This window comes from Streptomyces sp. AC1-42W (genome assembly GCF_003248355.1).
GTDB lineage: Bacteria > Actinomycetota > Actinomycetes > Streptomycetales > Streptomycetaceae > Streptomyces.
The window spans coordinates 2,179,580-2,200,789 of the sequence record NZ_QKWY01000002.1 but is presented as its reverse complement, the minus strand read 5'-3'; the positions used below and the strand labels follow the sequence as shown (position 1 = coordinate 2,200,789).

At 71.4% G+C, this 21,210-nt stretch carries 13 protein-coding genes; 2 read left to right on the top strand and 11 right to left on the bottom strand.

Annotation, left to right across the window (positions count from 1 at the left end; all coding sequences use genetic code 11):
- Positions 1-159: 159 nt before the first annotated feature.
- Both DNK56_RS27925 and DNK56_RS27920 read left to right on the top strand, forming a co-directional pair.
- The gene (locus tag DNK56_RS27925) at positions 160-4,830 is read left to right on the top strand and encodes an Lhr family helicase (protein WP_111338548.1); all 4,671 of its coding nucleotides are present in this window, start codon (positions 160-162) and stop codon (positions 4,828-4,830) included.
- A gap of 101 nt (positions 4,831-4,931) precedes the next feature.
- On the top strand, positions 4,932-5,762 hold the full coding sequence (locus DNK56_RS27920; RefSeq protein WP_111338547.1) for a DNA-formamidopyrimidine glycosylase family protein: 831 nt from the start codon (positions 4,932-4,934) through the stop codon (positions 5,760-5,762).
- Between the two features lie 72 nt (positions 5,763-5,834).
- Here DNK56_RS27920 and DNK56_RS27915 read toward each other — a convergent pair whose 3' ends face one another.
- The 11 genes from DNK56_RS27915 to DNK56_RS27865 all read right to left on the bottom strand — a co-directional run bounded on the left by DNK56_RS27915 (position 5,835) and on the right by DNK56_RS27865 (position 20,896).
- Positions 5,835-6,098: a hypothetical protein gene (locus DNK56_RS27915; protein WP_111338546.1), complete on the bottom strand. Its 264-nt coding sequence runs from the start codon at positions 6,096-6,098 to the stop codon at positions 5,835-5,837.
- 229 nt (positions 6,099-6,327) lie between these two features.
- Positions 6,328-6,519: a CsbD family protein gene (locus DNK56_RS27910; protein WP_446750393.1), complete on the bottom strand. Its 192-nt coding sequence runs from the start codon at positions 6,517-6,519 to the stop codon at positions 6,328-6,330.
- A gap of 68 nt (positions 6,520-6,587) precedes the next feature.
- Positions 6,588-7,058 (bottom strand): Dps family protein, encoded by a 471-nt coding sequence (locus DNK56_RS27905; RefSeq protein WP_111338544.1) that lies wholly within the window; start codon positions 7,056-7,058, stop codon positions 6,588-6,590.
- Positions 7,059-7,329: 271 nt separating this feature from the next.
- A complete protein-coding gene (locus DNK56_RS27900; protein ID WP_018105285.1) occupies positions 7,330-7,713 on the bottom strand; it encodes a helix-turn-helix domain-containing protein in 384 nt (127 codons plus the stop codon).
- Between the two features lie 109 nt (positions 7,714-7,822).
- Complete coding sequence (locus DNK56_RS27895; RefSeq protein ID WP_111338543.1) at positions 7,823-8,332, bottom strand: CinA family protein; 510 nt, start codon at positions 8,330-8,332, stop codon at positions 7,823-7,825.
- The gene (gene pgsA / locus DNK56_RS27890; RefSeq protein WP_111338542.1) at positions 8,329-8,985 is read right to left on the bottom strand and encodes a CDP-diacylglycerol--glycerol-3-phosphate 3-phosphatidyltransferase; all 657 of its coding nucleotides are present in this window, start codon (positions 8,983-8,985) and stop codon (positions 8,329-8,331) included. Before pgsA ends, DNK56_RS27895 begins: the two co-directional genes overlap by 4 nt.
- On the bottom strand, positions 8,982-10,460 hold the full coding sequence (rimO, locus tag DNK56_RS27885) for a 30S ribosomal protein S12 methylthiotransferase RimO (protein WP_111338541.1): 1,479 nt from the start codon (positions 10,458-10,460) through the stop codon (positions 8,982-8,984). The genes pgsA and rimO overlap by 4 nt, the downstream gene beginning before the upstream one ends.
- 134 nt (positions 10,461-10,594) lie before the next feature.
- On the bottom strand, positions 10,595-11,395 hold the full coding sequence (locus DNK56_RS27880; protein WP_111338540.1) for a helix-turn-helix domain-containing protein: 801 nt from the start codon (positions 11,393-11,395) through the stop codon (positions 10,595-10,597).
- 201 nt (positions 11,396-11,596) lie between these two features.
- A complete protein-coding gene (locus DNK56_RS27875; protein WP_111338539.1) occupies positions 11,597-14,371 on the bottom strand; it encodes a DNA translocase FtsK in 2,775 nt (924 codons plus the stop codon).
- A gap of 139 nt (positions 14,372-14,510) precedes the next feature.
- Positions 14,511-15,188: a response regulator gene (locus DNK56_RS27870; RefSeq protein WP_111338538.1), complete on the bottom strand. Its 678-nt coding sequence runs from the start codon at positions 15,186-15,188 to the stop codon at positions 14,511-14,513.
- A gap of 245 nt (positions 15,189-15,433) precedes the next feature.
- Positions 15,434-20,896 (bottom strand): HAMP domain-containing protein, encoded by a 5,463-nt coding sequence (locus tag DNK56_RS27865; protein WP_111338537.1) that lies wholly within the window; start codon positions 20,894-20,896, stop codon positions 15,434-15,436.
- Positions 20,897-21,210 lie beyond the last annotated feature (314 nt).

Sequence of the window (21,210 nt, the reverse complement as noted above, 5' to 3'; positions counted from 1 at the left end):
AGGTCATGTTCCGCCCGGCCGGAGCCATGAGAACGGGTCCCGGCAGCCGGACAGAACAACACGAAGACAGCCCAGCAGGGCGTCAGTCAGTGGTCGAGCCACGACCACCGGGACCTGAGTATCAGCATCAATGTCAGTGGTGGGGTGCACGATGGGGGCATGACCGGCTCTGCTCTCGATTCCTTCTCCCCCGCGACCCGCAGTTGGTTCACGGGGGCCTTCAGCGCGCCGACCGCCGCGCAGGAGGGTGCCTGGCGGGCGATCGGTGAGGGATCGGACGTGCTGGTCGTCGCGCCGACCGGTTCGGGCAAGACGCTGGCCGCGTTCCTGGCCGCGCTGGACCGGCTGGCGGCCGTCCCGCCGCCGGCCGAGGCGAAGAAGCGCTGCCGCGTGCTGTACGTGTCTCCGCTCAAGGCCCTCGCGGTGGACGTCGAGCGCAACCTCCGCTCGCCGCTGACCGGCATCCGGCAGGAGTCCGTGCGCCAGGGGCTGCCCGAGCCCGAGGTGCGGGTGGGCATCCGGTCCGGGGACACCCCGGCAGCGGAGCGCCGCTCCATGGCGACCCGGCCGCCGGACATCCTGATCACGACGCCCGAGTCGCTGTTCCTGATGCTGACGTCCTCGGCGCGCGAGGCCCTCTCCGGCATCGAGACGATCATCCTGGACGAGGTGCACGCGGTGGCGGGCACCAAGCGCGGCGCCCATCTCGCCGTGTCGCTGGAGCGCCTGGACGAGCTGCTGCCCCGGCCCGCCCGGCGCATCGGCCTGTCGGCCACGGTCCGCCCGGTGGACGAGGTGGCGCGTTTCCTCTCGCCCCGGCGCAAGGTGGAGATCGTCCAGCCGCCGTCCACCAAGCGGTTCGACCTGTCGGTGGTCGTCCCCGTGGAGGACCTGGGCGAGCTGGGCGGTTCCCCGGCCACCGACGCGGAGTCCGGGGCGCAGTCCGAGAAGCCGTCGATCTGGCCGCATGTGGAGGAGCGGATCGCCGATCTGGTCCAGGCCCACCGCTCCACCATCGTCTTCGCCAATTCGCGGCGCCTGGCGGAGCGGCTGTGCAACCGGCTCAACGAGATCGCGTACGAGAGGGCCACCGGCGAAACCATGCCGGAGGCCCACTCCCCCGCCGAGGTCATGGCGGAGTCCGGCGCGGCCAAGGGCGCTCCCGCCCTGCTCGCCCGCGCCCACCACGGGTCGGTCTCCAAGGAGCAGCGGGCCCAGGTCGAGGAGGATCTCAAGGCGGGCCGGCTGCCCGCCGTGGTCGCCACCTCCAGTCTGGAGCTGGGCATCGACATGGGCGCGGTCGATCTGGTGATCCAGGTCGAGTCGCCGCCCTCGGTCGCCTCCGGGCTGCAGCGGGTCGGCCGCGCCGGCCATCAGGTGGGCGCGGTCTCCACCGGTGTCGTCTTCCCGAAGTACCGCGGCGATCTGGTGCAGGCGGCCGTGGTCACCGAGCGGATGCGGACGGGCTCCATCGAGGCGCTGCGCGTCCCGTCCAATCCGCTGGACGTGCTGGCCCAGCAACTGGTCGCGATGGTCGCCCTGGACAGCTGGCAGGTGGACGACCTGCTGGCGGTGGTCCGCCGGGCCGCCCCCTTCGCCTCGCTCCCCGAGTCCGCGTTCACGGCGGTCCTCGACATGCTGGCGGGCCGCTATCCGTCCGACGCCTTCGCGGAGCTGCGGCCCCGCGTCGTGTGGGACCGCGTCGCCGGTACGGTCACGGGCCGGCCCGGCGCCCAACGCCTCGCCGTCACCTCGGGCGGCACGATCCCCGACCGCGGCCTCTTCGGGGTCTTCCTCGCCGGCGCGGACCCCAAGAAGGGCGGCGGCCGGGTCGGCGAGCTGGACGAGGAAATGGTCTACGAGTCCCGCGTCGGCGACGTCTTCACGCTGGGCACCACCTCCTGGCGGATCGAGGACATCACCCGCGACCGGGTCCTCGTCTCCCCCGCTCCCGGCGTGCCCGGCCGGCTGCCCTTCTGGAAGGGCGACCAGCTCGGGCGTCCGCTGGAGCTGGGCCGCGCCCTGGGCGCCTTCCTCCGCGAGCTGGGCGGCCTGTCCGCGCAGGACGCCCGGAGCCGTCTGCTGTCGGCCGGTCTCGACACCTGGGCCGTGGACAACGTGCTGGCCTATCTCGACGAGCAGCGCCGGGCCTGCGGCCACGTCCCGGACGACCAAACGATCCTCGTCGAGCGTTTCCGGGACGAGCTGGGCGACTGGCGCGTCGTGGTGCACTCCCCGTTCGGCGCCCAGGTGCACGCCCCGTGGGCGCTGGCCCTCGGCGCCCGTCTCGCCGAGCGCTACGGCATGGACGCGCAGGTCATGCACGCCGACGACGGCATCGTGCTGCGGCTGCCGGACGCCGACATGATAGGCCTGGACCTCCTCGACTTCGACCCGGCGCGGGAGCCGTCCCAGGACGCGGCGGGTGCGGCCCCGCTCGCCCCGGCCAACACCGCCTTCGACAGCGACCAGCCCCCGGTCGGCGCCGCGGACGTGGCCTTCGACCGGGGCGAGATCGCGCAGATCGTCACCGACCAGGTCGGCGGCTCCGCCCTGTTCGCCTCCCGGTTCCGCGAGTGCGCGGCCAGGGCGCTGCTGCTTCCCCGCCGCAGCCCCGGCAAACGCACCCCGCTCTGGCAGCAGCGTCAGCGGGCGGCACAACTCCTCCAGGTCGCCTCCGAGTTCGGTTCCTTCCCCATCGTTCTCGAAGCGGTCCGCGAGTGCCTCCAGGACGTGTTCGACGTACCGGGGCTCACGGAGGTGATGGGCGACCTGGAGGCCCGGCGCATCCGCCTCGTCGAGGTGACCACCCCGGAGCCCTCCCCGTTCGCCCGCTCGCTCCTGTTCGGCTACGTCGCCCAGTTCCTGTACGAGGGCGACTCGCCCCTCGCCGAGCGGCGCGCCGCCGCGCTCTCCCTGGACTCCCGGCTGCTGGCCGAGCTGCTGGGCAGGGCCGAGCTGAGGGAACTGCTGGACGCCGACGTCCTGACCGAGCTGGAGCGGGAGCTGCAGTGGCTGGCGGACGACCGCCGCGTCAAGGACGCCGAGGGCGTCGCGGACCTGCTGCGCGTCCTGGGCCCGCTCACGGACGCGGAGCTGACCGCGCGCGGCGGCCGGGCCGACTGGGCGCGGGAGCTGGAGTCCGCCCGCCGCGCCATCCGGGTCCGGATCGCCGCCGAGGCCCACTGGGCGGCGATCGAGGACGCCGGCCGGCTGCGCGATGCCTTGGGCACGGCCCTCCCGGTCGGCGTCCCCGAAGCGTTCACCGAACCGGTCAAGGACCCCCTCGGCGACCTCCTCGCCCGCTACGCCCGCACGCACGGCCCGTTCACCTCGACCGCGGCCGCCGCGCGCTTCGGCCTCGGCACGGCGGTCACCGACGGGGCCCTCCAGCGGCTCGCGGCCTCGGGCCGGATCGTCCAGGGCGAGTTCCACCCGGCGGGCATCGGCCAGGAGTGGTGCGACGCCACGGTGCTGCGGCGGCTGCGACGCCGTTCGCTGGCCGCCCTCCGCCATGAGCTGGAGCCGGTCCCGCCCGCCGCCCTGGCCGGCTTCCTGCCGCAGTGGCAGCACCTGGGCGGCAGCAGCCTGCGCGGCATCGACGGACTGGCCCGCGCCGTCGAGCAGCTGCAGGGCGCCCCCGTCCCCGCATCCGCGCTGGAACGGCTCGTCCTTCCCGGCCGCGTCACCGGCTACACCCCCGCGCTGCTGGACGAGCTGACGACCACCGGGGAAGTCGTCTGGGCCGGGGCCGGGGCGCTGCCCGGCAAGGACGGCTGGCTCTCCCTCTACCTCGCCGACAGCGCCCCCCTGCTCCTCCCCCCGCCCCGCCCGCTGGAGCTCAGTGCCCTGCACGAGTCCGTGCTGACCGTGCTCGGCGGCGGCTACGGCCTCTTCTTCCGCCAGATCGCCGACCAGGTCCGGGCCACCACCCACCCCGACTGCACCGATCCGCAGCTCGCCGACGCCCTGTGGGACCTCGCCTGGTCGGGCCGGCTGACCAACGACACGCTGGCGCCGCTGCGCTCCCTGCTGGGCTCCGGCCGGACGGCGGGATCGACCGCGCACCGCGCCCGGCGGAACGTCCCACGCGGCCGGTACGGCACCCCCACCGCCGCCGCCCGCCCCGCGTCCCGCACCGGACCGCCCACGGTCTCGGGCCGCTGGTCCCTGCTGCCGCCCGTCGAGCCGGAGCCCACGCACCGCGCCCACGCCCTGGCCCGCACCCTGCTCGACCGGCACGGAGTGGTGACCCGGGGCGCGGTCCAGGCGGAGGGCGTCGAGGGCGGCTTCTCCGCTGCCTACCGGGTGCTGTCCGCCTTCGAGGACAACGGACAGGCGCGCCGGGGCTATGTCGTGGAGGGGCTGGGGGCGGCGCAGTTCGCGATGGACGGCGCGGTGGACCGCCTCCGCGCGGTCTCCCACGCCCGCGACCGTACGGAGCCCGGCGCGGCCCCCCGCGCCCTGGTGCTGGCCGCCGCCGACCCGGCCAACGCGTACGGCGCCGCCCTCTCGTGGCCGGAGCCGCCGGACGGGGCCGGGCACAAGCCGGGCCGCAAGGCGGGCTCGCTCGTCGTCCTGGTCGACGGCGAGCTGACGCTGTACATGGAGCGGGGCGGCAAGACGCTGCTCGCCTGGGCGGCCGACCCGGACGAGCCCGCGCTCCGGGCGGCGGCCGGGGCGCTGGCCGCAGCCGCCCGAGCCGGTTCCCTCGGCACGGTGACCGTGGAGCGGGTGAACGGCGTCTCCGCCCTGACCTCGCCCCTGGGCCGCACCCTGGAGGCGGTCGGCTTCCTCGCCACCCCGAAGGGCCTGCGCCTGCGCGCGTAGCCCGTCTGCGCCGGGCCCCGGTCGGGCATCGGGCGGCGGGGCATCCCGCGCGTATCCCCGTCCGGCGCCCGGACGGCCCCTGCCCACCGCATCATGGAGGCATGCCCGAAGGAGACACCGTCCTGCAGACCGCCGGGCGGCTGCACCGCGCGCTCGCCGGTCAGGTCCTCACCGTGTCCGACCTCCGCGTCCCCCGGTTCGCCACCGCCGACCTCACCGGCCGCACGGTCCTGGACGTCACCGCGCGCGGCAAGCATCTGCTGACCCGGATCGAGGGCGGTCTCACCCTGCACAGCCATCTGCGGATGGACGGGGCGTGGCGGATCTACGCCCCGGGTGAGCGCTGGCGTGGCGGCCCCGGCCACCAGATCCGGGCCGTTCTGGGCAACGCCGCGCACACCGCGGTGGGCTACCGGCTCCCGGTGCTGGAGCTGCTGCGCACCCAGGACGAGGAGCAGGCGGTCGGCCATCTCGGCCCGGACCTCCTCGGCCCGGACTGGGACGCCGAGGCCGCGCTGCGCAATCTCCTTCGCGATCCGGCCCGCCCTCTCGGCGAGGCCCTGCTCGACCAGCGCAACCTGGCCGGCATCGGCAACATCTACAAGGCGGAGCTGTGCTTCCTGGCCCGCGCCACCCCGTGGCTGCCCATCGGCGAGCTGGCCCCGACGACGGCCGCCCTGCTGGTCGGCACCGCCCACCAGCTCCTCGGCGCCAACCGCGACCGCCCGACACGCATCACGACCGCCGGGGGCCGGGCCCGTACCGCCGCCATGGCGGTCTCCCGCATACGCGGGGGCGGTGAGAGCCTCTGGGTCTACGGTCGCGCCCGGCGCCCCTGTCTGCGCTGCGGCACCCCGATCCGGGAGGCCGAGCAGGACGGCCGGCCCGCCTACTGGTGCCCCCACTGCCAGCCCGGCCCGGCCCCGGCGTGAACGAACCGCCGGCACGCGACCGGCGGCAGGCGACCGGCGGCAGGCGGCCCCTCTCCAGCAACCGGGCGGGCCCTATCCGGCGGCCCGGCGACGCCAGGACCGCGCTGCCCGCCGTATCCGGGCCGTGCCGCGCCGCAGCAGGCTCGTACCGGCGTCGAAGACGCCGATCGGCCGGGCGGTCGCGGCCACGTGCACCGGCAGGAGGCTCAGCCCCCATCCACCCGCCGCCACCGCTCCCTCGACCACCCCGGCGTGCGCCGGGGCGAGCACCAGCCGCAGCACCGCCCACCACCACGCGCCGCAGAGAACGAGCGCCGGTACCCATCGCCGTACCATGGCTGCCTCCTCCGGCCTGATTCAAACGAAAGACGCTAGTGGCGCCCGCCTTCCGGGGGCGAGAGCGCACCGGTGCACCACCGGCGCGCGCGGAGGACGGTCACACGCCCCTGCGGAAACCCCCGCACACCGCGTCCTGTCAGCACGGAGCCCCCACCACACGGGGTGGGGGCTCGCGACGGGCCGGGTGGAACCGGGTCGGGTGGGACCGGGCCAGGGTGGGACCGGGTCAGTCCTTCTTGTCGCTCAGGGAGTCCTTGAGGCCGTCCGCACGGTCGCGGGCGGCGTCCATGGCGTCCTTGGCCTTGCCCTTGGCCTGGTCGGCCTTGCCCTCGGTCTCCTTGCGACGGTCGCCGGTCATCTTGCCCATGGCTTCCTTCGCCTTGCCGGTGACCTTGTCCTTCGCGCCTTCGTTCTTCATGCTCATTCCTCCATTGGAGTGAACCTGTGAATGCCCTTCCGGGCGGCTGGGTAGTCGGCGGGGTCCGCTCAGGCGCTCTCGGCCTGGAACATCCACGCGTGCTTCTCGAGGTCCGCGGTCAGCGCGATCAGGATGTCCTGGGTGACCGGGTCGGGGGTCTCGGTCGCCTCGATGCGCTCCCGCATCCGTCCGATCACCACGCCGAGGGCGTCCACCAGGGACTTCACCGCGTCCACGTCCTTGATCCAGCCCTCGGACACGGAGGCGATGGCCGTGCTCCTGGCGATCGTCGCGGCGCGGCCGTCCGGGTTGACGCCGATGGCGGAGGCCCGCTCGGCGACGGTGTCGGAGTGCTGACGGGCTGTGTCGACCACCTCGTCGAGCTGGAGGTGCACGGACCTGAACCGCGGCCCGACCACGTTCCAGTGGACCTGCTTGGCCACCAGAGAAAGGTCGAGGAGATCCACCAGGGCGCCCTGCAGCGCGTCTCCGACGGTCTTGAGGTCGGTCTCGGACAGGGGGCTCTTCACGACAGACATGCACGTCTCCGATCTGGAATCCGTTCCGTTCAGCACCACCCACGATGGCATAAACGAAGCAAAACGGTCATCCGAGGAAGTCGCCGACGGCTCGCGGGAGCCTTCCGGAGCGAGCGTTCCTCGATCTCTCATCCCGCCGCCTGCCCCTCGTCCGCGCGCTCACACCCGACACATTTCACCGATCACGCAGGCGGGACCGCACGACGAAAGCCCCGGTCCTGCCACAAAGGGGCAGGACCGGGGCCTTCGGCTTCACACCGAACCGATCGGATCAGGCGGCGACGACGTCCACCGCTTCCGCGGGCGCCTTGATGGTCACCCGCCCCGTCGGTACACCCGCCACCGAGGTAACGGAGACGGAGTTGAGCATGGGGCGCACCGGTACAGGTACCGGATCGCTGGCCGCTGCCGACTCGGCCAGTTCGGCCAGGGACAGCTCATCGCTCACTTCACGCATGAGCTCGGACATCCGTACGTCAAGCGCGTCGCAAATGGCGGAGAGCAGTTCGGAGGATGCCTCCTTCTGCCCCCGCTCCACCTCGGAGAGATAGCCGAGCGAAACTCGGGCGGACGAGGAGACTTCGCGCAGAGTACGGCCTTGGCGCTGGCGCTGCCGACGCAGCACGTCACCCAGCAGGCGACGGAGCAGAATCATCGGTGGCTCCCTCCTCGGACCGCGTAGCCGCATCCTTCACGCCCCACCGTACCGCCTAGCGCTGCGGCCGTGCGGGGAGCGATGTCGTGTTCACTCAGGGCTGCAAACATCAATTCCCCCCGTTCTCTTCCGTATCCTGTGCGCTCGCATTCTCGTCGAGTTCGCCTGAGAGCAGGTCGAGCGCGCTTCGCACGCTCTCCTTACGGATGTCCGCCCGGTCGCCGTTCAACCGCAGCGCGGCCACTTTTCCCCGGCCCTGTGGGCCGCTGACCGCGACGAACACCGTTCCGACGGGTTGGCCGTCCTGTGGTTCGGGGCCGGCGACGCCGGTGGTCGCCACTCCCCAGTCTGCGCCCAGAACCCGCCGTACGCCTGTCGCCATCTGGCGCGCGACCTCGGCGTCCACCGCTCCGCGGGCCGCCAGGAGCGCCGCGTCCACCCCGAGGACTTCACTCTTGAGGGGGGTCGCGTACGCCGTGACGGAGCCCCGGAACGCCTGCGAGGCGCCGGGGACGGACGTGACTTCGGCCGCGACCAGGCCGCCGGTCAGCGACTCCGCGACGGCGAGGGTCTGGCCCCGCTCGACGAGCAGTCGCAGGACCCGGCCGGCCGCAGTCACCGCTCGGCCTCCTCCGCCGCCAGTCCCTGGCGACGCAGCACGACGGCCTGGCGGATGTAGTCGAGCGCGGTGACGACCGTCAGCACGACGGCCACCGCCATCACCCAGAACCGCAGGGTGGCCAGCGGGCCGGTCAGGGCCAGAACGTACATGCCCACGGCCGTGCCCTGCGCCAGCGTCTTCATCTTGCCGCCGCGACTGGCCGGAATGACTCCGTGCCGGATCACCCAGAACCGCATCAGCGTGATGCCCAGCTCGCGGAAGAGAATCACGCCCGTGACCCACCAGGGCAGGTCGCCCAGATAGGACAGACAGATCAGCGCCGCCCCCATGATCGCCTTGTCGGCGATCGGGTCGGCGATCTTCCCGAAGTCCGTGACCAGGTTGTACGTACGGGCCAGGTGCCCGTCGAACAGGTCGGTGATCATGGCGACGGCGAAGGCGGCCCAGGCGAAGGAGCGCCAGGCCGGGTCGTAGCCGCCGTTGTGGAGCATCAGCACCACGAAGCCGGGAACGAGCACGAGCCGGGCCATCGTCAGCAGGTTGGCGATGTTCCAGAGACTGGCCTGATTGACCGCAGCGGCGCCCAGCTTTCCGCCGCGGACCGGCGTCGCGCCGGAACCGCCTGTCGCGGATGCCGGGACTCCGGTCATCTGGCTACCTCCACAAGCTCACTGCACTCGGCGATCAGGTCCACGCCTTCGGTGCCCACCACCTTTGCCTCGACCATACGGCCCGGGACGAGCCCTTCGCGTGTGGTGAAGAGCACCTGGCCGTCCGTTTCGGGTGCCTGGTGCGCGGCGCGGCCGTAGGCGCGCGGTTCGTCGTCGGTGGGCTCGACGGACTCGACGAGCACCTGGAGGGATTCGCCCATGCGCTCCTCGGCGCGCTGCGAGGTCAGTTCCTCGGCGAGCTGCGAGATGTGCGCCAGGCGCTCCGCGATGACGTCGGCGTCGAGCTTGTCCTCGTAACCGACGGCCTCGGTGCCCTCCTCGTCGGAGTAGCCGAAGACGCCGATGGCGTCGAGGCGCGCGCCCGTGAGGAACCGTTCCAGCTCCGCGAGGTCGTCCTCGGTCTCGCCGGGGAAGCCCACGATGAAGTTGGACCGGGCGCCGGCCTGCGGTGCCTTGTTCCGGATGGTGTCCAGCAGCTCCAGGAAGCGGTCCGTGTCGCCGAAGCGGCGCATGGCCCGCAGCACGCCGGGCGCCGAGTGCTGGAAGGAGAGGTCGAAGTAGGGCGCGACCTTCGGCGTCGAGGTGAGGACGTCGATCAGGCCGGGGCGCATCTCGGCGGGCTGGAGGTAGCTGACCCGGATGCGCTCGATGCCGTCGACCTCGGCCAGCTCGGGCAGCAGCGTCTCCAGGAGACGGATGTCACCGAGGTCCTTGCCGTAGGAGGTGTTGTTCTCGGAGACGAGCATGACCTCCTTCACACCCTGCTCGGCCAGCCAGCGGGTCTCGCCCAGCACGTCCGAGGGGCGGCGGGAGATGAAGGAGCCGCGGAAGGAGGGGATGGCGCAGAAGGAGCAGCGGCGGTCGCAGCCGGAGGCCAGCTTGACCGAGGCGACGGGGCTGGTGCCGAGCCGGCGGCGCAGCGGCGCGCGCGGTCCGGAGACGGGGGCGACGCCCTCCGGCAGGTCGGCCGGGGCGGGGGTGACCTCCTGGGCGTGGCCGGGCAGGGCCACGGCGGCGTCCTGCCGCTCGGCGGGGCTGATCGGCAGCAGCTTGCGGCGGTCGCGGGGGGTGTGGGAGGCGTGGATGCCGCCGTTGAGGATGGTCTGGAGGCGGTCGGAGATGTCCGCGTAGTCGTCGAAGCCGAGGACGCCGTCCGCCTCCGGCAGGGCCTCGGCGAGGTCCTTGCCGTAGCGCTCGGCCATGCAGCCGACGGCGACGACGGCCTGGGTGCGGCCGTGGTCCTTCAGATCATTGGCTTCGAGCAGGGCATCGACGGAGTCCTTCTTGGCGGCCTCGACGAACCCACAGGTGTTGACGACGGCGACATCGGCATCGGAGGCGTCCTCGACGAGCTCCCAGCCGTCCGCTGCCAGGCGGCCTGCGAGCTCCTCCGAGTCCACCTCGTTACGGGCGCAGCCAAGAGTGACAAGGGCGACGGTACGGCGTTCGGGCATGGGCTCAAGACTACTTTGTCCCGGCACCGTCCCCGCCGCTGAGGGTTGTGCCGTTACCCGGAGTGACGAAAAAGGCGAGCGCCCGGCGTGGTGGCCGGGCGCTCGCCGCGCCGCTGTGCTTCCGGGGCGGCCGGTCAGCCGACCTCGGGGTCGCCCTTGGTGTACGAGAGCCGCTCGACCTGTCCGGGCTGGAACCGGTCGTCGACCTTCTTGCCGTTGACGAACAGCTCGATCGAGCCGGCGTTGCCGAGGACGAGGTCGACGCGCTCCTTGTCCTGGAAGGTCTTCGAGTCGCCCTGTTCCAGGGTGCCGTCGAAGAGGGACCGGCCGTTGTGGTCCTTGGCGGAGATCCAGCTGCGGCCGTGGGTGGCGCTGAGCTTGACCGTGACCTTGTCCTGGGGCGCCGCGGCGATGGCGCTCTCGGTCGGGGCCGGCTTGGGGTCGGCGGGCTTGCTGGCGGAGGGCTTCGGGGCGATCTTGTCGGAGGTCGGCCCCTCGGCGACACGGCCCGCGGTCGCGGGTTCGTCGCCGCCCTTGAAGAAGGTGAAACCGACGAAGCCGATCACGGCGACGATCGCCGCGACCATGGCCGCCGTCCAGTTCGGGCGGCGGGGGTCGGAGCGGATGCGTTCGGCCTCGAACAGCGGCGCCGCCGGCGTGGGCGCGGGACGGCCGCCGTGCTCGGCGTCGTACTGCGCGACCAGCGGTTCCGGATCGGTGCCTACGGCACGGGCGAGCGTGCGGATGTGGCCGCGGGCGTAGACGTCGCCGCCGCAGCGCGAGAAGTCGTCCTGCTCGATCGCGTGCACGATGGGGATGCGCACCCGAGTGGCCGTGCTGACCTGGTCGACCGTGAGGGACGCGGCGAGACGGGCCTGCTGGAGGACTCGACCGATCGAAGGCCGGTCGTCTTCGGGAGAGTTGCCGATGGACACGGGGGCGCCTTTCGAACGTGAGCCACCTGCTGGGTGTTCAGTCTAGGGGGGTTGCAAAAGGGTGGGGCAACCGGGCGGTATGACTTTGTACGCCATCAGACTCGAACAGAGCCGGATTCGCCGGGCCGCGCCGGGGAGGGACGTGTCGTCCCTCCCTTCAACTTGACGTACGGCCCGACGAAACGGTTGCCCGTAAAACTCTTACGAACCGGTTTCCCCACGGATGAGGGCCAACACTCCGTCCAGCTCGTCCGGTTTCACCAGGACGTCGCGTGCCTTGGAGCCCTCGCTGGGTCCCACGATGTTGCGGGACTCCATCAGGTCCATCAGCCGCCCGGCCTTGGCGAAGCCGACCCGCAGCTTGCGCTGGAGCATGGAGGTCGATCCGAACTGGGTGGAGACGACCAGTTCGGCGGCCTGGCACAGCAGGTCGAGGTCGTCGCCGATGTCCTCGTCGATCTCCTTCTTCTGCTTGGTGCCGACCACCACGTCGTCGCGGAAGACGGGGGCCATCTGGTCCTTGCAGTGCCGGACGACGGCCGCGACCTCGTCCTCGGTGACGAAGGCGCCCTGCATGCGGACCGGTTTGTTCGCGCCCATCGGCAGGAACAGGCCGTCGCCCTTGCCGATGAGCTTCTCGGCTCCCGGCTGGTCCAGGATGACCCGGCTGTCGGCGAGCGAGGAGGTGGCGAAGGCGAGCCGGGAGGGCACGTTCGCCTTGATCAGACCGGTGACGACGTCCACCGACGGTCGCTGTGTGGCGAGCACCAGGTGGATGCCCGCGGCGCGGGCCAGTTGGGTGATGCGGACGATGGAGTCCTCGACGTCGCGCGGGGCCACCATCATGAGGTCGGCCAGCTCGTCGACGATGACCAGCAGATACGGGTAGGGCGTCAGTTCCCGTTCGCTGCCCTCGGGCGTCTTGAGCTTGCCGGTGCGCACGGCGTGGTTGAAGTCGTCGATGTGCCGGTAGCCGAAGGCCGCGAGGTCGTCGTAGCGCAGGTCCATCTCGCGCACCACCCACTGGAGGGCCTCGGCGGCCTTCTTGGGGTTGGTGATGATCGGCGTGATCAGGTGCGGGATGCCCTCGTACGCGGTCAGCTCGACCCGCTTGGGGTCGACGAGGACCATACGGACGTCCTCCGGCGTCGCCCGCACCATGATCGAGGTGATCAGGCAGTTGATGCAGGACGACTTGCCGGAGCCGGTCGCGCCGGCCACCAGGACGTGCGGCATCTTCGCCAGGTTGGCCATCTCGTAGCCGCCCTCGACGTTCTTGCCGAGCGCGACGAGCATGGGGTGGTCGTCCTCCGCCGCGTCCGCGAGCCGCAGCACGTCGCCGAGGTTGACCATCTCCCGGTCGGAGTTGGGGATCTCGATGCCGACCGCGGACTTCCCCGGAATCGGCGAGATGATGCGTACGTCGGGGCTGGCGACGGCGTACGCGATGTTCTTGGCGAGCGCCGTGATCCGCTCGACCTTCACGGCCGGGCCGAGCTCCACCTCGTACCGCGTGACGGTCGGGCCGCGGGTGAAGCCGGTGACGGCGGCGTCCACCTTGAACTCGGTGAAGACGTTGGTCAGCGAGGCCACGATCGCGTCGTTGGCGGCGCTGCGGCTCTTGCCGGGGCCGCCGCGCTCCAGCAGATCGAGCGAGGGCAGCGCGTACGTGATGTCGCCGGAGAGCTGGAGCTGCTCGGCGCGGGCGGGCAGCGGCTGTGCGTCGGAGCGCTCGGGCGCCGGCTTGGTCAGGTCCGGTACGCCACCGGCCGGTACGGTACCGGCGTCTCGTCCGGCGGTCTTCCCGGTGCCCTCCGCCTCCCTGGCGCCGGGCACCGGGGTGGCGCCCGTCCGCTCGCGGTCCGCCGCGACGCCCTGGGTCAGGTCGGCGACGACCGGCGAGGGCGGCATGCCGTTGAGCACGGCCCCGTCGAGGGCGGCGGCCGCGGCGGCAGCGACGTCCACCGCGTCCATCGTGCGGTTCATCGCGGGCTGCGCCGAGGGGCGGCGCGGCTTGCGGCGCTTGGACAGCGCCTCGCTCTCCGCGAGGTCCGGGTCGTACTCCTCGGGCGCGGCGGTCCTGGTGCGGCGCGAGCGGGCGGGCAGCGCGTCGCGCCACTGCTCCTCGTACCGCTCGTCGTCGGCGACCTCCCCGTCCTCCGGGTCGTACGCCGGTTCGAGGATGCCCAGCTTGACGCAGAGGAGCCGCAGCCGCTGCGGGATGGCGTTCACCGGGGTGGCCGTGACGACCAGCAGCCCGAAGACGGTGAGCAGCAGGAGCAGCGGGACGGCCAGCACCTCGCCCATGGCGAAGATCAGCGGCTTGGAGGCGGCCCAGCCGATGAGGCCGCCCGCGTCCTGCATGGCGTCGGTGCCCTCGCCCCGGCCGGGTGAGCCGCAGGCGATGTGGACCTGGCCGAGCACCCCGATGACGAGGGCGGACAGGCCGATGACGATGCGCCCGTTGGCCTCGGGCCGCTGCGGGTAGAGGATCAGCCGCACCGCGACGGCGCCCAGCAGTATCGGCACGAGCAGGTCGAGCCGGCCGAACGCGCCGGTGACCAGCATCTCCACGAGATCGCCCACGGGACCGCGCAGGTTCGACCAGGTGCCCGCGGCGACGATCAGCGCGAGGCCGAGCAGCAGCAGCGCCACGCCGTCCTTGCGGTGCGCGGGGTCGAGCCCCTTGGCGCCGCGCCCTATGCCGCGGAACACCGCGCCCACGGCGTGGGCCGCGCCGAGCCAGACGGCCCGCGCCAGCCGGTAGACGCCGTTCGTCGGCGAGGGCGCGGGCGGCGGCGGGGCGGCCTTCTTGGCCGGTGCCCTCTTCGCGGGCGCCTTCTTGGCGGGTGCGGTCTTCTTGGCCGCGGTCTTCTTCGCGGGGGCGGCCTTCTTCGCCGCACCCGGGCCGCCGCCGGCGCGCTTCGCGGTGCCCGCGGTGCCCTGGGAACCCTTGCCGGACGTACGTGAGGCCATGGGGCCGAGGTTACTGTGTCCACGTTCGTGGACACGAGTGCGTACCGGTTCACCCGTCCGTGTCGTCCGCCGGGAGCCGCGAACTGACGCCGCCTCAACGCGGCCGGGACCGGCCGTCGTTACGCGGCGCCGGCCGCCGTTACGAGGGGATGGTCGCCGACGCCCCGCCGGTGCCCGGCTCCAGCGCGTCCAGCGCGCGGCGCAGACCGGTCAGCTTCCGCTCCAGATGGGCGGCGGTCGCCACCGCTCCGGCGTCCGCGGACTCGTCGTCGAGCTGCTTGGACAGCGCCTCCGCCTGCTCCTCGACGGCGGCGAGCCGCGCCGACAGCTCGGCCAGCAGACCGGCGGGCTCGCGCTCCTGCTGGGCGTTGGCCTCCCCGCCGCCTTCGAGCTGGAGCCGCAGCAGCGCGGCCTGCTCGCGCAGCTTGCAGTTCTTCATGTACAGCTCGACGAAGACCGAGACCTTGGCGCGCAGCACCCACGGGTCGAACGGCTTGGAGATGTAGTCCACCGCGCCCGCCGCGTAACCCCGGAAGGTGTGGTGCGGGCCGTGGTTGATCGCGGTGAGGAAGATGATCGGGATGTCCCGCGTACGCTCCCGCCGCTTGATGTGCGCGGCGGTCTCGAAACCGTCCATGCCCGGCATCTGGACGTCCAGCAGGATGACCGCGAAGTCGTCCGTGAGCAGCGCTTTGAGCGCCTCCTCCCCTGACGATGCCCGTACCAGGGTCTGATCGAGCGCAGAGAGGATGGCCTCCAGCGCCAGCAGATTCTCCGGCCGGTCATCGACCAGGAGGATCTTGGCCTTCTGCACCATGGCCCGTCCTCCTCGCCCCGGAATCGCACCGGGCGCCGCCCCGCGGGACGGCTCCCTTGCGCCGTCCGTCCTTGTGCCGGTCATGGTAGCCGCACCCCGGCGGTCACCACATCCTGTCACCGCGATGTCACTGTGCACGTACCGAAAACGCGGCGGAAGCCTGGAAGGTTCCCCGTAATCCGCGTTCCCACACTCCTTCGGACATCAGCGGACAACAAATCTTGCTGAATTCGCTCAGTGAGCGCTCACTCTCCGCTCATCCACTGCTCCATGACGGTAAGAAGATGATCGGGATCGACCGGCTTGGTGACGTAGTCCGATGCCCCCGCGTCGAGCGCCTTCTCCCGGTCGCCCTTCATCGCCTTGGCCGTCAGCGCCACGATGGGCAGTTCGGCGAACTGCGGCATCCTGCGGATCGCCGACGTCGTCGCGTAACCGTCCATCTCCGGCATCATGATGTCCATCAGCACCACCGTCACATCGTCGTGCTGCTCCAGCACTTCGATGCCCTCGCGCCCGTTCTCGGCGTAGAGGACGGCCAGTCCGTGCTGCTCCAGCACGCTGGTGAGCGCGAAGACATTGCGGACGTCGTCGTCGACGATCAGCACCTTCTCACCGTTGAACCGGAACGTCCTGCGCGGCTCCGGCTCGTCCTGCCCGCTCACCGCCCACGGCTCCTGCGGGGCGGCCGCGGGGGCCGGCTGCGGAGCGGAAGCGGAAGCCGCGCGCGGCGGCAGCGCGGGCTGCTGTCGCCCGCCGTCCAGCGCCTTGCGCCGGCGCCGCAGCAGGCCCGCCGCGCCCCCGGACTCCGGCCCGCCGCCCGGCAGCGACGCCGCCTGCGCGGTGTCCGGGGTGCCCGGCACGTACACCTGGCCGGACTCCGTCGCGCCCGTGGGTCCCTCGGCCGGGCCGGGAACGATCTGCAGGTAGCCCTGCGGCGGCAGTTCACTCGGGTGCAGCGGCAGATACAGCGTGAACGTCGAGCCGCGTCCGGGCTCGCTCGCCGCGTGGATCTCGCCGCCCAGCAGCCGGGCGATCTCCCGGCTGATGGAGAGGCCCAGGCCGGTGCCGCCGTACTTGCGGCTGGTCGTGCCGTCCGCCTGCTTGAACGCCTCGAAGATGACCCGCATCTTGCTGGCCGCGATGCCGATGCCGGTGTCCGTCACCGAGAAGGCGATCAGATCGGCGTCCGCGTCCCGCAGCGAACCCGCCTCCAGCAGCTGTTCGCGGATCGCGTACGGCACCTCCTGGCCCGCGTGCCGGATGACCAGCTCGACGGCCCCGCTGTCGGTGAACTTCACCGCGTTCGACAGGAGGTTGCGCAGCACCTGGAGCAGCCGCTGCTCGTCCGTGTGCAGGGTGGCCGGCAGCTCGGGCGAGACGCGTACGGAGAAGTCGAGCCCCTTCTCCGCGGTGAGCGGCCGGAAGGTCGCCTCCACGTAGTCGACCAGCTGCACCAGCGCGATCCGGGTCGGGCTGACGTCCATCTTGCCCGCCTCGACCTTCGACAGGTCGAGGATGTCGTTGATCAGCTGGAGCAGATCGGAACCCGCCCCGTGGATCGTCTCGGCGAACTCCACCTGCTTCGGCGAGAGATTGCCCTCGGCGTTGTCCGCCAGCAACTTGGCCAGGATGAGCAGCGAGTTGAGCGGCGTACGCAGCTCGTGCGACATGTTCGCCAGGAACTCGGACTTGTAGCGCATCGAGACGGCCAGCTGCTCGGCGCGCTCCTCCAGGACCTGGCGCGCCTCCTCGATCTCGGTGTTCTTGACCTCGATGTCGCGGTTCTGCCGGGCCAGCAGCTCGGCCTTCTCCTCCAGTTCGGCGTTGGACGCCTGGAGGGCCTTCTGACGGTTCTCCAGCTCCTGCGAGCGGTCGCGCAGTTGCTCGGTCAGCTCCTGCGACTGTTCGAGCAGCTTCTCCGTCGTCGTGTTGACGCTGATGGTGTTGACGCTCGTGGCGATCATCTCCGCGAGCTGGTTGAGGAAGTCCCGCTGGATGTGTGTGAACGGCTGGAACGAGGCCAGTTCGATCACACCGAGGACCTTGCCCTCGAACAGCACCGGCAGCACGATCACATGCGCCGGGGGCGCCTCGCCGAGCCCGGAGGAGATCTTCAGGTAGCCCGGCGGCACGTTGTCCACCTGGATCGTGCGCTTCTCCTCGGCGGCCGTGCCGATGAGCGTCTCGCCCGGCCGGAAGGACGTCGGCATCGACCCGGCGGAGTAGCCGTAGCTTCCCCGCATCCGCAGCTCGTACGCCCCCTCCCCCTCACCGGCCAGCGCGTCGGTCTCGCCGACCGGGGTGGCCAGGAAGAACGCGCCGTGCTGGGCCGACACGACGGGCGTCAGCTCGCTCATGATCAGCGAGGCGACGTCGTCGAGGTCGCGGCGCCCCTGCATCAGACCGGAGATCCGGGCGAGGTTGCCCTTGAGCCAGTCCTGCTCCTTGTTGGTGGCGGTGGTGTCGCGCAGGTTGGCGATCATCGTGTTGATGTTGTCCTGGAGGGCCTGGATCTCGCCCGCCGCGTCCACATCGATCTTGAGGTTGAGGTCGCCGCGCGTCACCGCCGTGGCGACCGCCGCGATGGCCCGCACCTGCCGGGTGAGATTTCCGGCCATTTCGTTCACCGACTCGGTGAGGTCGCGCCAGGTGCCGTCCACGTTGCGCACCCGCGCCTGGCCGCCGAGCTGGCCCTCGGTGCCCACCTCGCGGGCGACCCGGGTGACCTGCTCACCGAAGTTCGAGAGCTGGTCGACCATCGTGTTGATGGTGTTCTTCAGCTCCAGGATCTCGCCGCGCGCGTCGATGTCGATCTTCTTGGTGAGGTCGCCCTTGGCGATGGCCGTCGTGACGGCGGCGATCTGGCGCACCTGGCCCGTCAGGTTCGACGCCATCGAGTTCACGGACTCGGTGAGGTCCTTCCACGTACCGGAGACGCCCGGCACCCGGGCCTGGCCGCCCAGCGCGCCCTCGGTGCCCACCTCGCGGGCGACGCGGGTCACCTCGGCCGCGAACGACGACAGGGTCGTCACCATCGTATTGACGGTGTCGGCCAGCTCGGCGACCTCGCCGCGCGCCTCGACGGTCACCTTCTTCGTCAGGTCGCCGTTGGCGACGGCGGACGAGACACGGGAGATGTTCCGCACCTGACTGGTCAGGTTGTTGGCCATCAGGTTGACGTTGTCGCTGAGGTCCTTCCAGATGCCCGTCGCCCCGCGCACCCGCGCCTGACCGCCCAGGATGCCTTCGGTACCCACCTCACGGGCGACGCGCGTCACCTCGGAGGAGAACGACGACAGCTGGTCCACCATCGTGTTGACCGTCGTCACGAGTTCGAGGATCTCGCCCTTGGCGTCGACGGTGATCTTCTTGGAGAGATCGCCGTTGGCGACCGCCGTCGTCACCTCCGCGATGTTGCGCACCTGGAGGGTGAGGTTGTTGGCCATGCCGTTGACGGACTGCGTGAGGTCCTTCCACGTGCCGGACACGCCCTGCACCTCGGCCTGGCCGCCGAGGATGCCCTCGGTGCCGACCTCGCGGGCCACCCGCGTCACCTGCTCCGCGAAGTTCGAGAGCTGGTCGACCATGGTGTTGAGGGTGTTCTTCAACTCCAGGATCTCGCCGCGCGCGTCCACGTCGATCTTCTGCGACAGGTCACCGCGCGCCACCGCCGTGGCGACCTGCGCGATGTTGCGGACCTGGGCGGTCAGGTTCTCGGCCATCCCGTTCACCGAGTCCGTCAGATCGCGCCAGACCCCGGCCACGCCGGGCACCCTCGCCTGACCGCCCAGCCGCCCGTCCGTGCCCACCTCGCGGGCGACCCGCGTCACCTGGTCGGCGAACGCGGAGAGCTGGTCCACCATCGTGTTGATGGTGTTCTTGAGCTCCAGGATCTCGCCCCGCGCGTCCACGTCGATCTTCTGCGACAGGTCGCCCCGCGCCACCGCCGTCGTCACCTGGGCGATCTGGCGCACCTGGGAGGTCAGGTTCCCCGCCATGAAGTTGACGGAGTCGGTCAGCTCCTTCCACGTACCGGAGACGCCGTCCACCTGCGCCTGACCGCCGAGCCGGCCCTCGGTACCCACGTCCCGTGCCATGCGCGTGACCTGGTCGGCGAAGGAGGAGAGCTGCGCCACCATCGTGTTGACGGTGTTCTTCAGCTCCAGCATCTCGCCCGCGACGTCGACCGTGACCTTCTGCGACAGGTCGCCGTTGGCGACCGCCGTCGTCACCTGCGCGATGTCCCGCACCTGACCGGTCAGGTTGCGGAACGCGGTGTTCACGGAGTCCGTGAGGTCCTTCCACGTGCCCGCCGCGCCCGGCACCTCGGCCTGCCCGCCGAGCCGGCCCTCGACGCCGACCTCACGGGCCACCCGGGTCACTTCCGAACCGAAGGACTGGAGCTGGTCCACCATCGTGTTGACGGTGTTCTTCAGCTCCAGCATCTCGCCGGCCACATCGACGGTGACCTTCTGCGTCATGTCACCGCTGGCCACCGCCGTGGTCACCTGCGCGATGTCCCGCACCTGGATCGTCAGGTTCCGGAAGACCGTGTTCACCGAGTCGGTGAGGTCCTTCCAGGTCCCGGCCGCGCCGGGCACCTGCGCCTGGCCGCCGAGCAGGCCCTGCCCGCCGACCTCGCTGGCCACCCGCGTGACCTCGTCCGCGAAGGTGCGCAGCGTCTCCGTCATCTGGTTGATCGTCTCGGCGAGCTGGGCGACCTCGCCGCGCGCGCTCACCTGCACCTTCTGCGACAGGTCCCCGTTGGCGACCGCCGTCGTCACCTCCGCGATGCCGCGCACCTGGGAGGTGAGGTTCCCGGCCATCGTGTTGACGGAGTCCGTGAGGTCCTTCCACACCCCGGCCACGCCCGGCACCACGGCCTGACCGCCCAGCTCGCCCTCCGTACCCACCTCGCGGGCGACCCGGGTCACCTCGGAGGAGAACGAGGACAGCTGGTCGACCATCGTGTTGACGGTGTTCTTCAGCTGGAGCATCTCGCCGGCGACATGAACGGTGACCTTCCGCGACAGATCGCCCTTGGCGACCGCCGTCGTCACCAGCGCGATGTCGCGCACCTGCGCGGTCAGCCGGTACGCCATGGTGTTGACGGAGTCCGTGAGGTCCTTCCAGGACCCGGACATCCCGCGCACCTGCGCCTGGCCCCCGAGCTTGCCCTCGGTGCCCACCTCGACCGCCACCCGCGTCACCTGCTCGGTGAACGCCGACAGCTGGTCCACGAGATTGTTGACGGTACGGGCGACCTTGAGGAACTCGCCGCGCAGCGGCCGGACCGTGCCGTCGGCCGTGTGGGAGCGCAGCTCCATGCGCTGTTCCAGGTCGCCGTCGGCCACCGCCGACAGCACCCGGCCCACCTCGGAGACCGGCCGCGCCAGGTCGTCCACCAGGTCGTTGGACGCGTCGATCGCGGCGGCCCAGGCGCCCTCGCAGGCGCCCGTCTCCAGCCGTTCGGTGAGCTTGCCCTCGCGGCCGACCACGCGGCGCACGCGCGCCAGCTCGCCCGTGAGGTGCAGATTGCGGTCGGCGACCTCGTTGAACACGGCGGCCAGCTCCGCCATGACCCCTTCGCCGGAGACCGTGACGCGCCTGCGGAAGTTCCCGTCGCGCATGGCCACCAGACCGGACAGCAGTCTGTGGAGCGCCGCGGCGTCGACCTCGACGGTTCCCTGGCGCTGCTTCCTCACGGACTGACCGCCTCTACCGCGCGCACCTGAACCCCGCGCCGCCACGTCAGACTCCACCGTGTCCCTCCCGCAGGGTTTCGACCATCTAGCCAGGACCTCGTCCCAGAGCTTGCCCAGAACTTCCGGGGCTCATCGCCACAGACCACCGTCGACGGGTGACCATGCGGACGTCAAATCGTTGAAACGTATCAGGCGGGAACCGGTCGGGGTGGAACCTCCCCTCGTTGTCCCACATCCCTTCGAGGGGAAGCCCATCCTGTCGCTCACTCGTCGGTTCCCGCCCGTGCCTGTCCGAAGTCGGCCCTCGCTTACCC

Excerpts from the sequence above, each read along its gene's own strand:
- DNK56_RS27915 (WP_111338546.1), bottom strand. The coding sequence starts at position 6,098 with ATGGTACGGCGATGGGTACCGGCGCTCGTTCTCTGCGGCGCGTGGTGG.
- rimO (WP_111338541.1), bottom strand. The coding sequence starts at position 10,460 with ATGCCCGAACGCCGTACCGTCGCCCTTGTCACTCTTGGCTGCGCCCGT.
- DNK56_RS27900 (WP_018105285.1), bottom strand. The coding sequence starts at position 7,713 with ATGATTCTGCTCCGTCGCCTGCTGGGTGACGTGCTGCGTCGGCAGCGC.
- DNK56_RS27920 (WP_111338547.1), top strand. The coding sequence starts at position 4,932 with ATGCCCGAAGGAGACACCGTCCTGCAGACCGCCGGGCGGCTGCACCGC.
- DNK56_RS27925 (WP_111338548.1), top strand. The coding sequence starts at position 160 with ATGACCGGCTCTGCTCTCGATTCCTTCTCCCCCGCGACCCGCAGTTGG.
- DNK56_RS27905 (WP_111338544.1), bottom strand. The coding sequence starts at position 7,058 with ATGTCTGTCGTGAAGAGCCCCCTGTCCGAGACCGACCTCAAGACCGTC.
- DNK56_RS27910 (WP_446750393.1), bottom strand. The coding sequence starts at position 6,519 with ATGAAGAACGAAGGCGCGAAGGACAAGGTCACCGGCAAGGCGAAGGAA.
- pgsA (WP_111338542.1), bottom strand. The coding sequence starts at position 8,985 with ATGACCGGAGTCCCGGCATCCGCGACAGGCGGTTCCGGCGCGACGCCG.
- DNK56_RS27870 (WP_111338538.1), bottom strand. The coding sequence starts at position 15,188 with ATGGTGCAGAAGGCCAAGATCCTCCTGGTCGATGACCGGCCGGAGAAT.
- DNK56_RS27875 (WP_111338539.1), bottom strand. The coding sequence starts at position 14,371 with ATGGCCTCACGTACGTCCGGCAAGGGTTCCCAGGGCACCGCGGGCACC.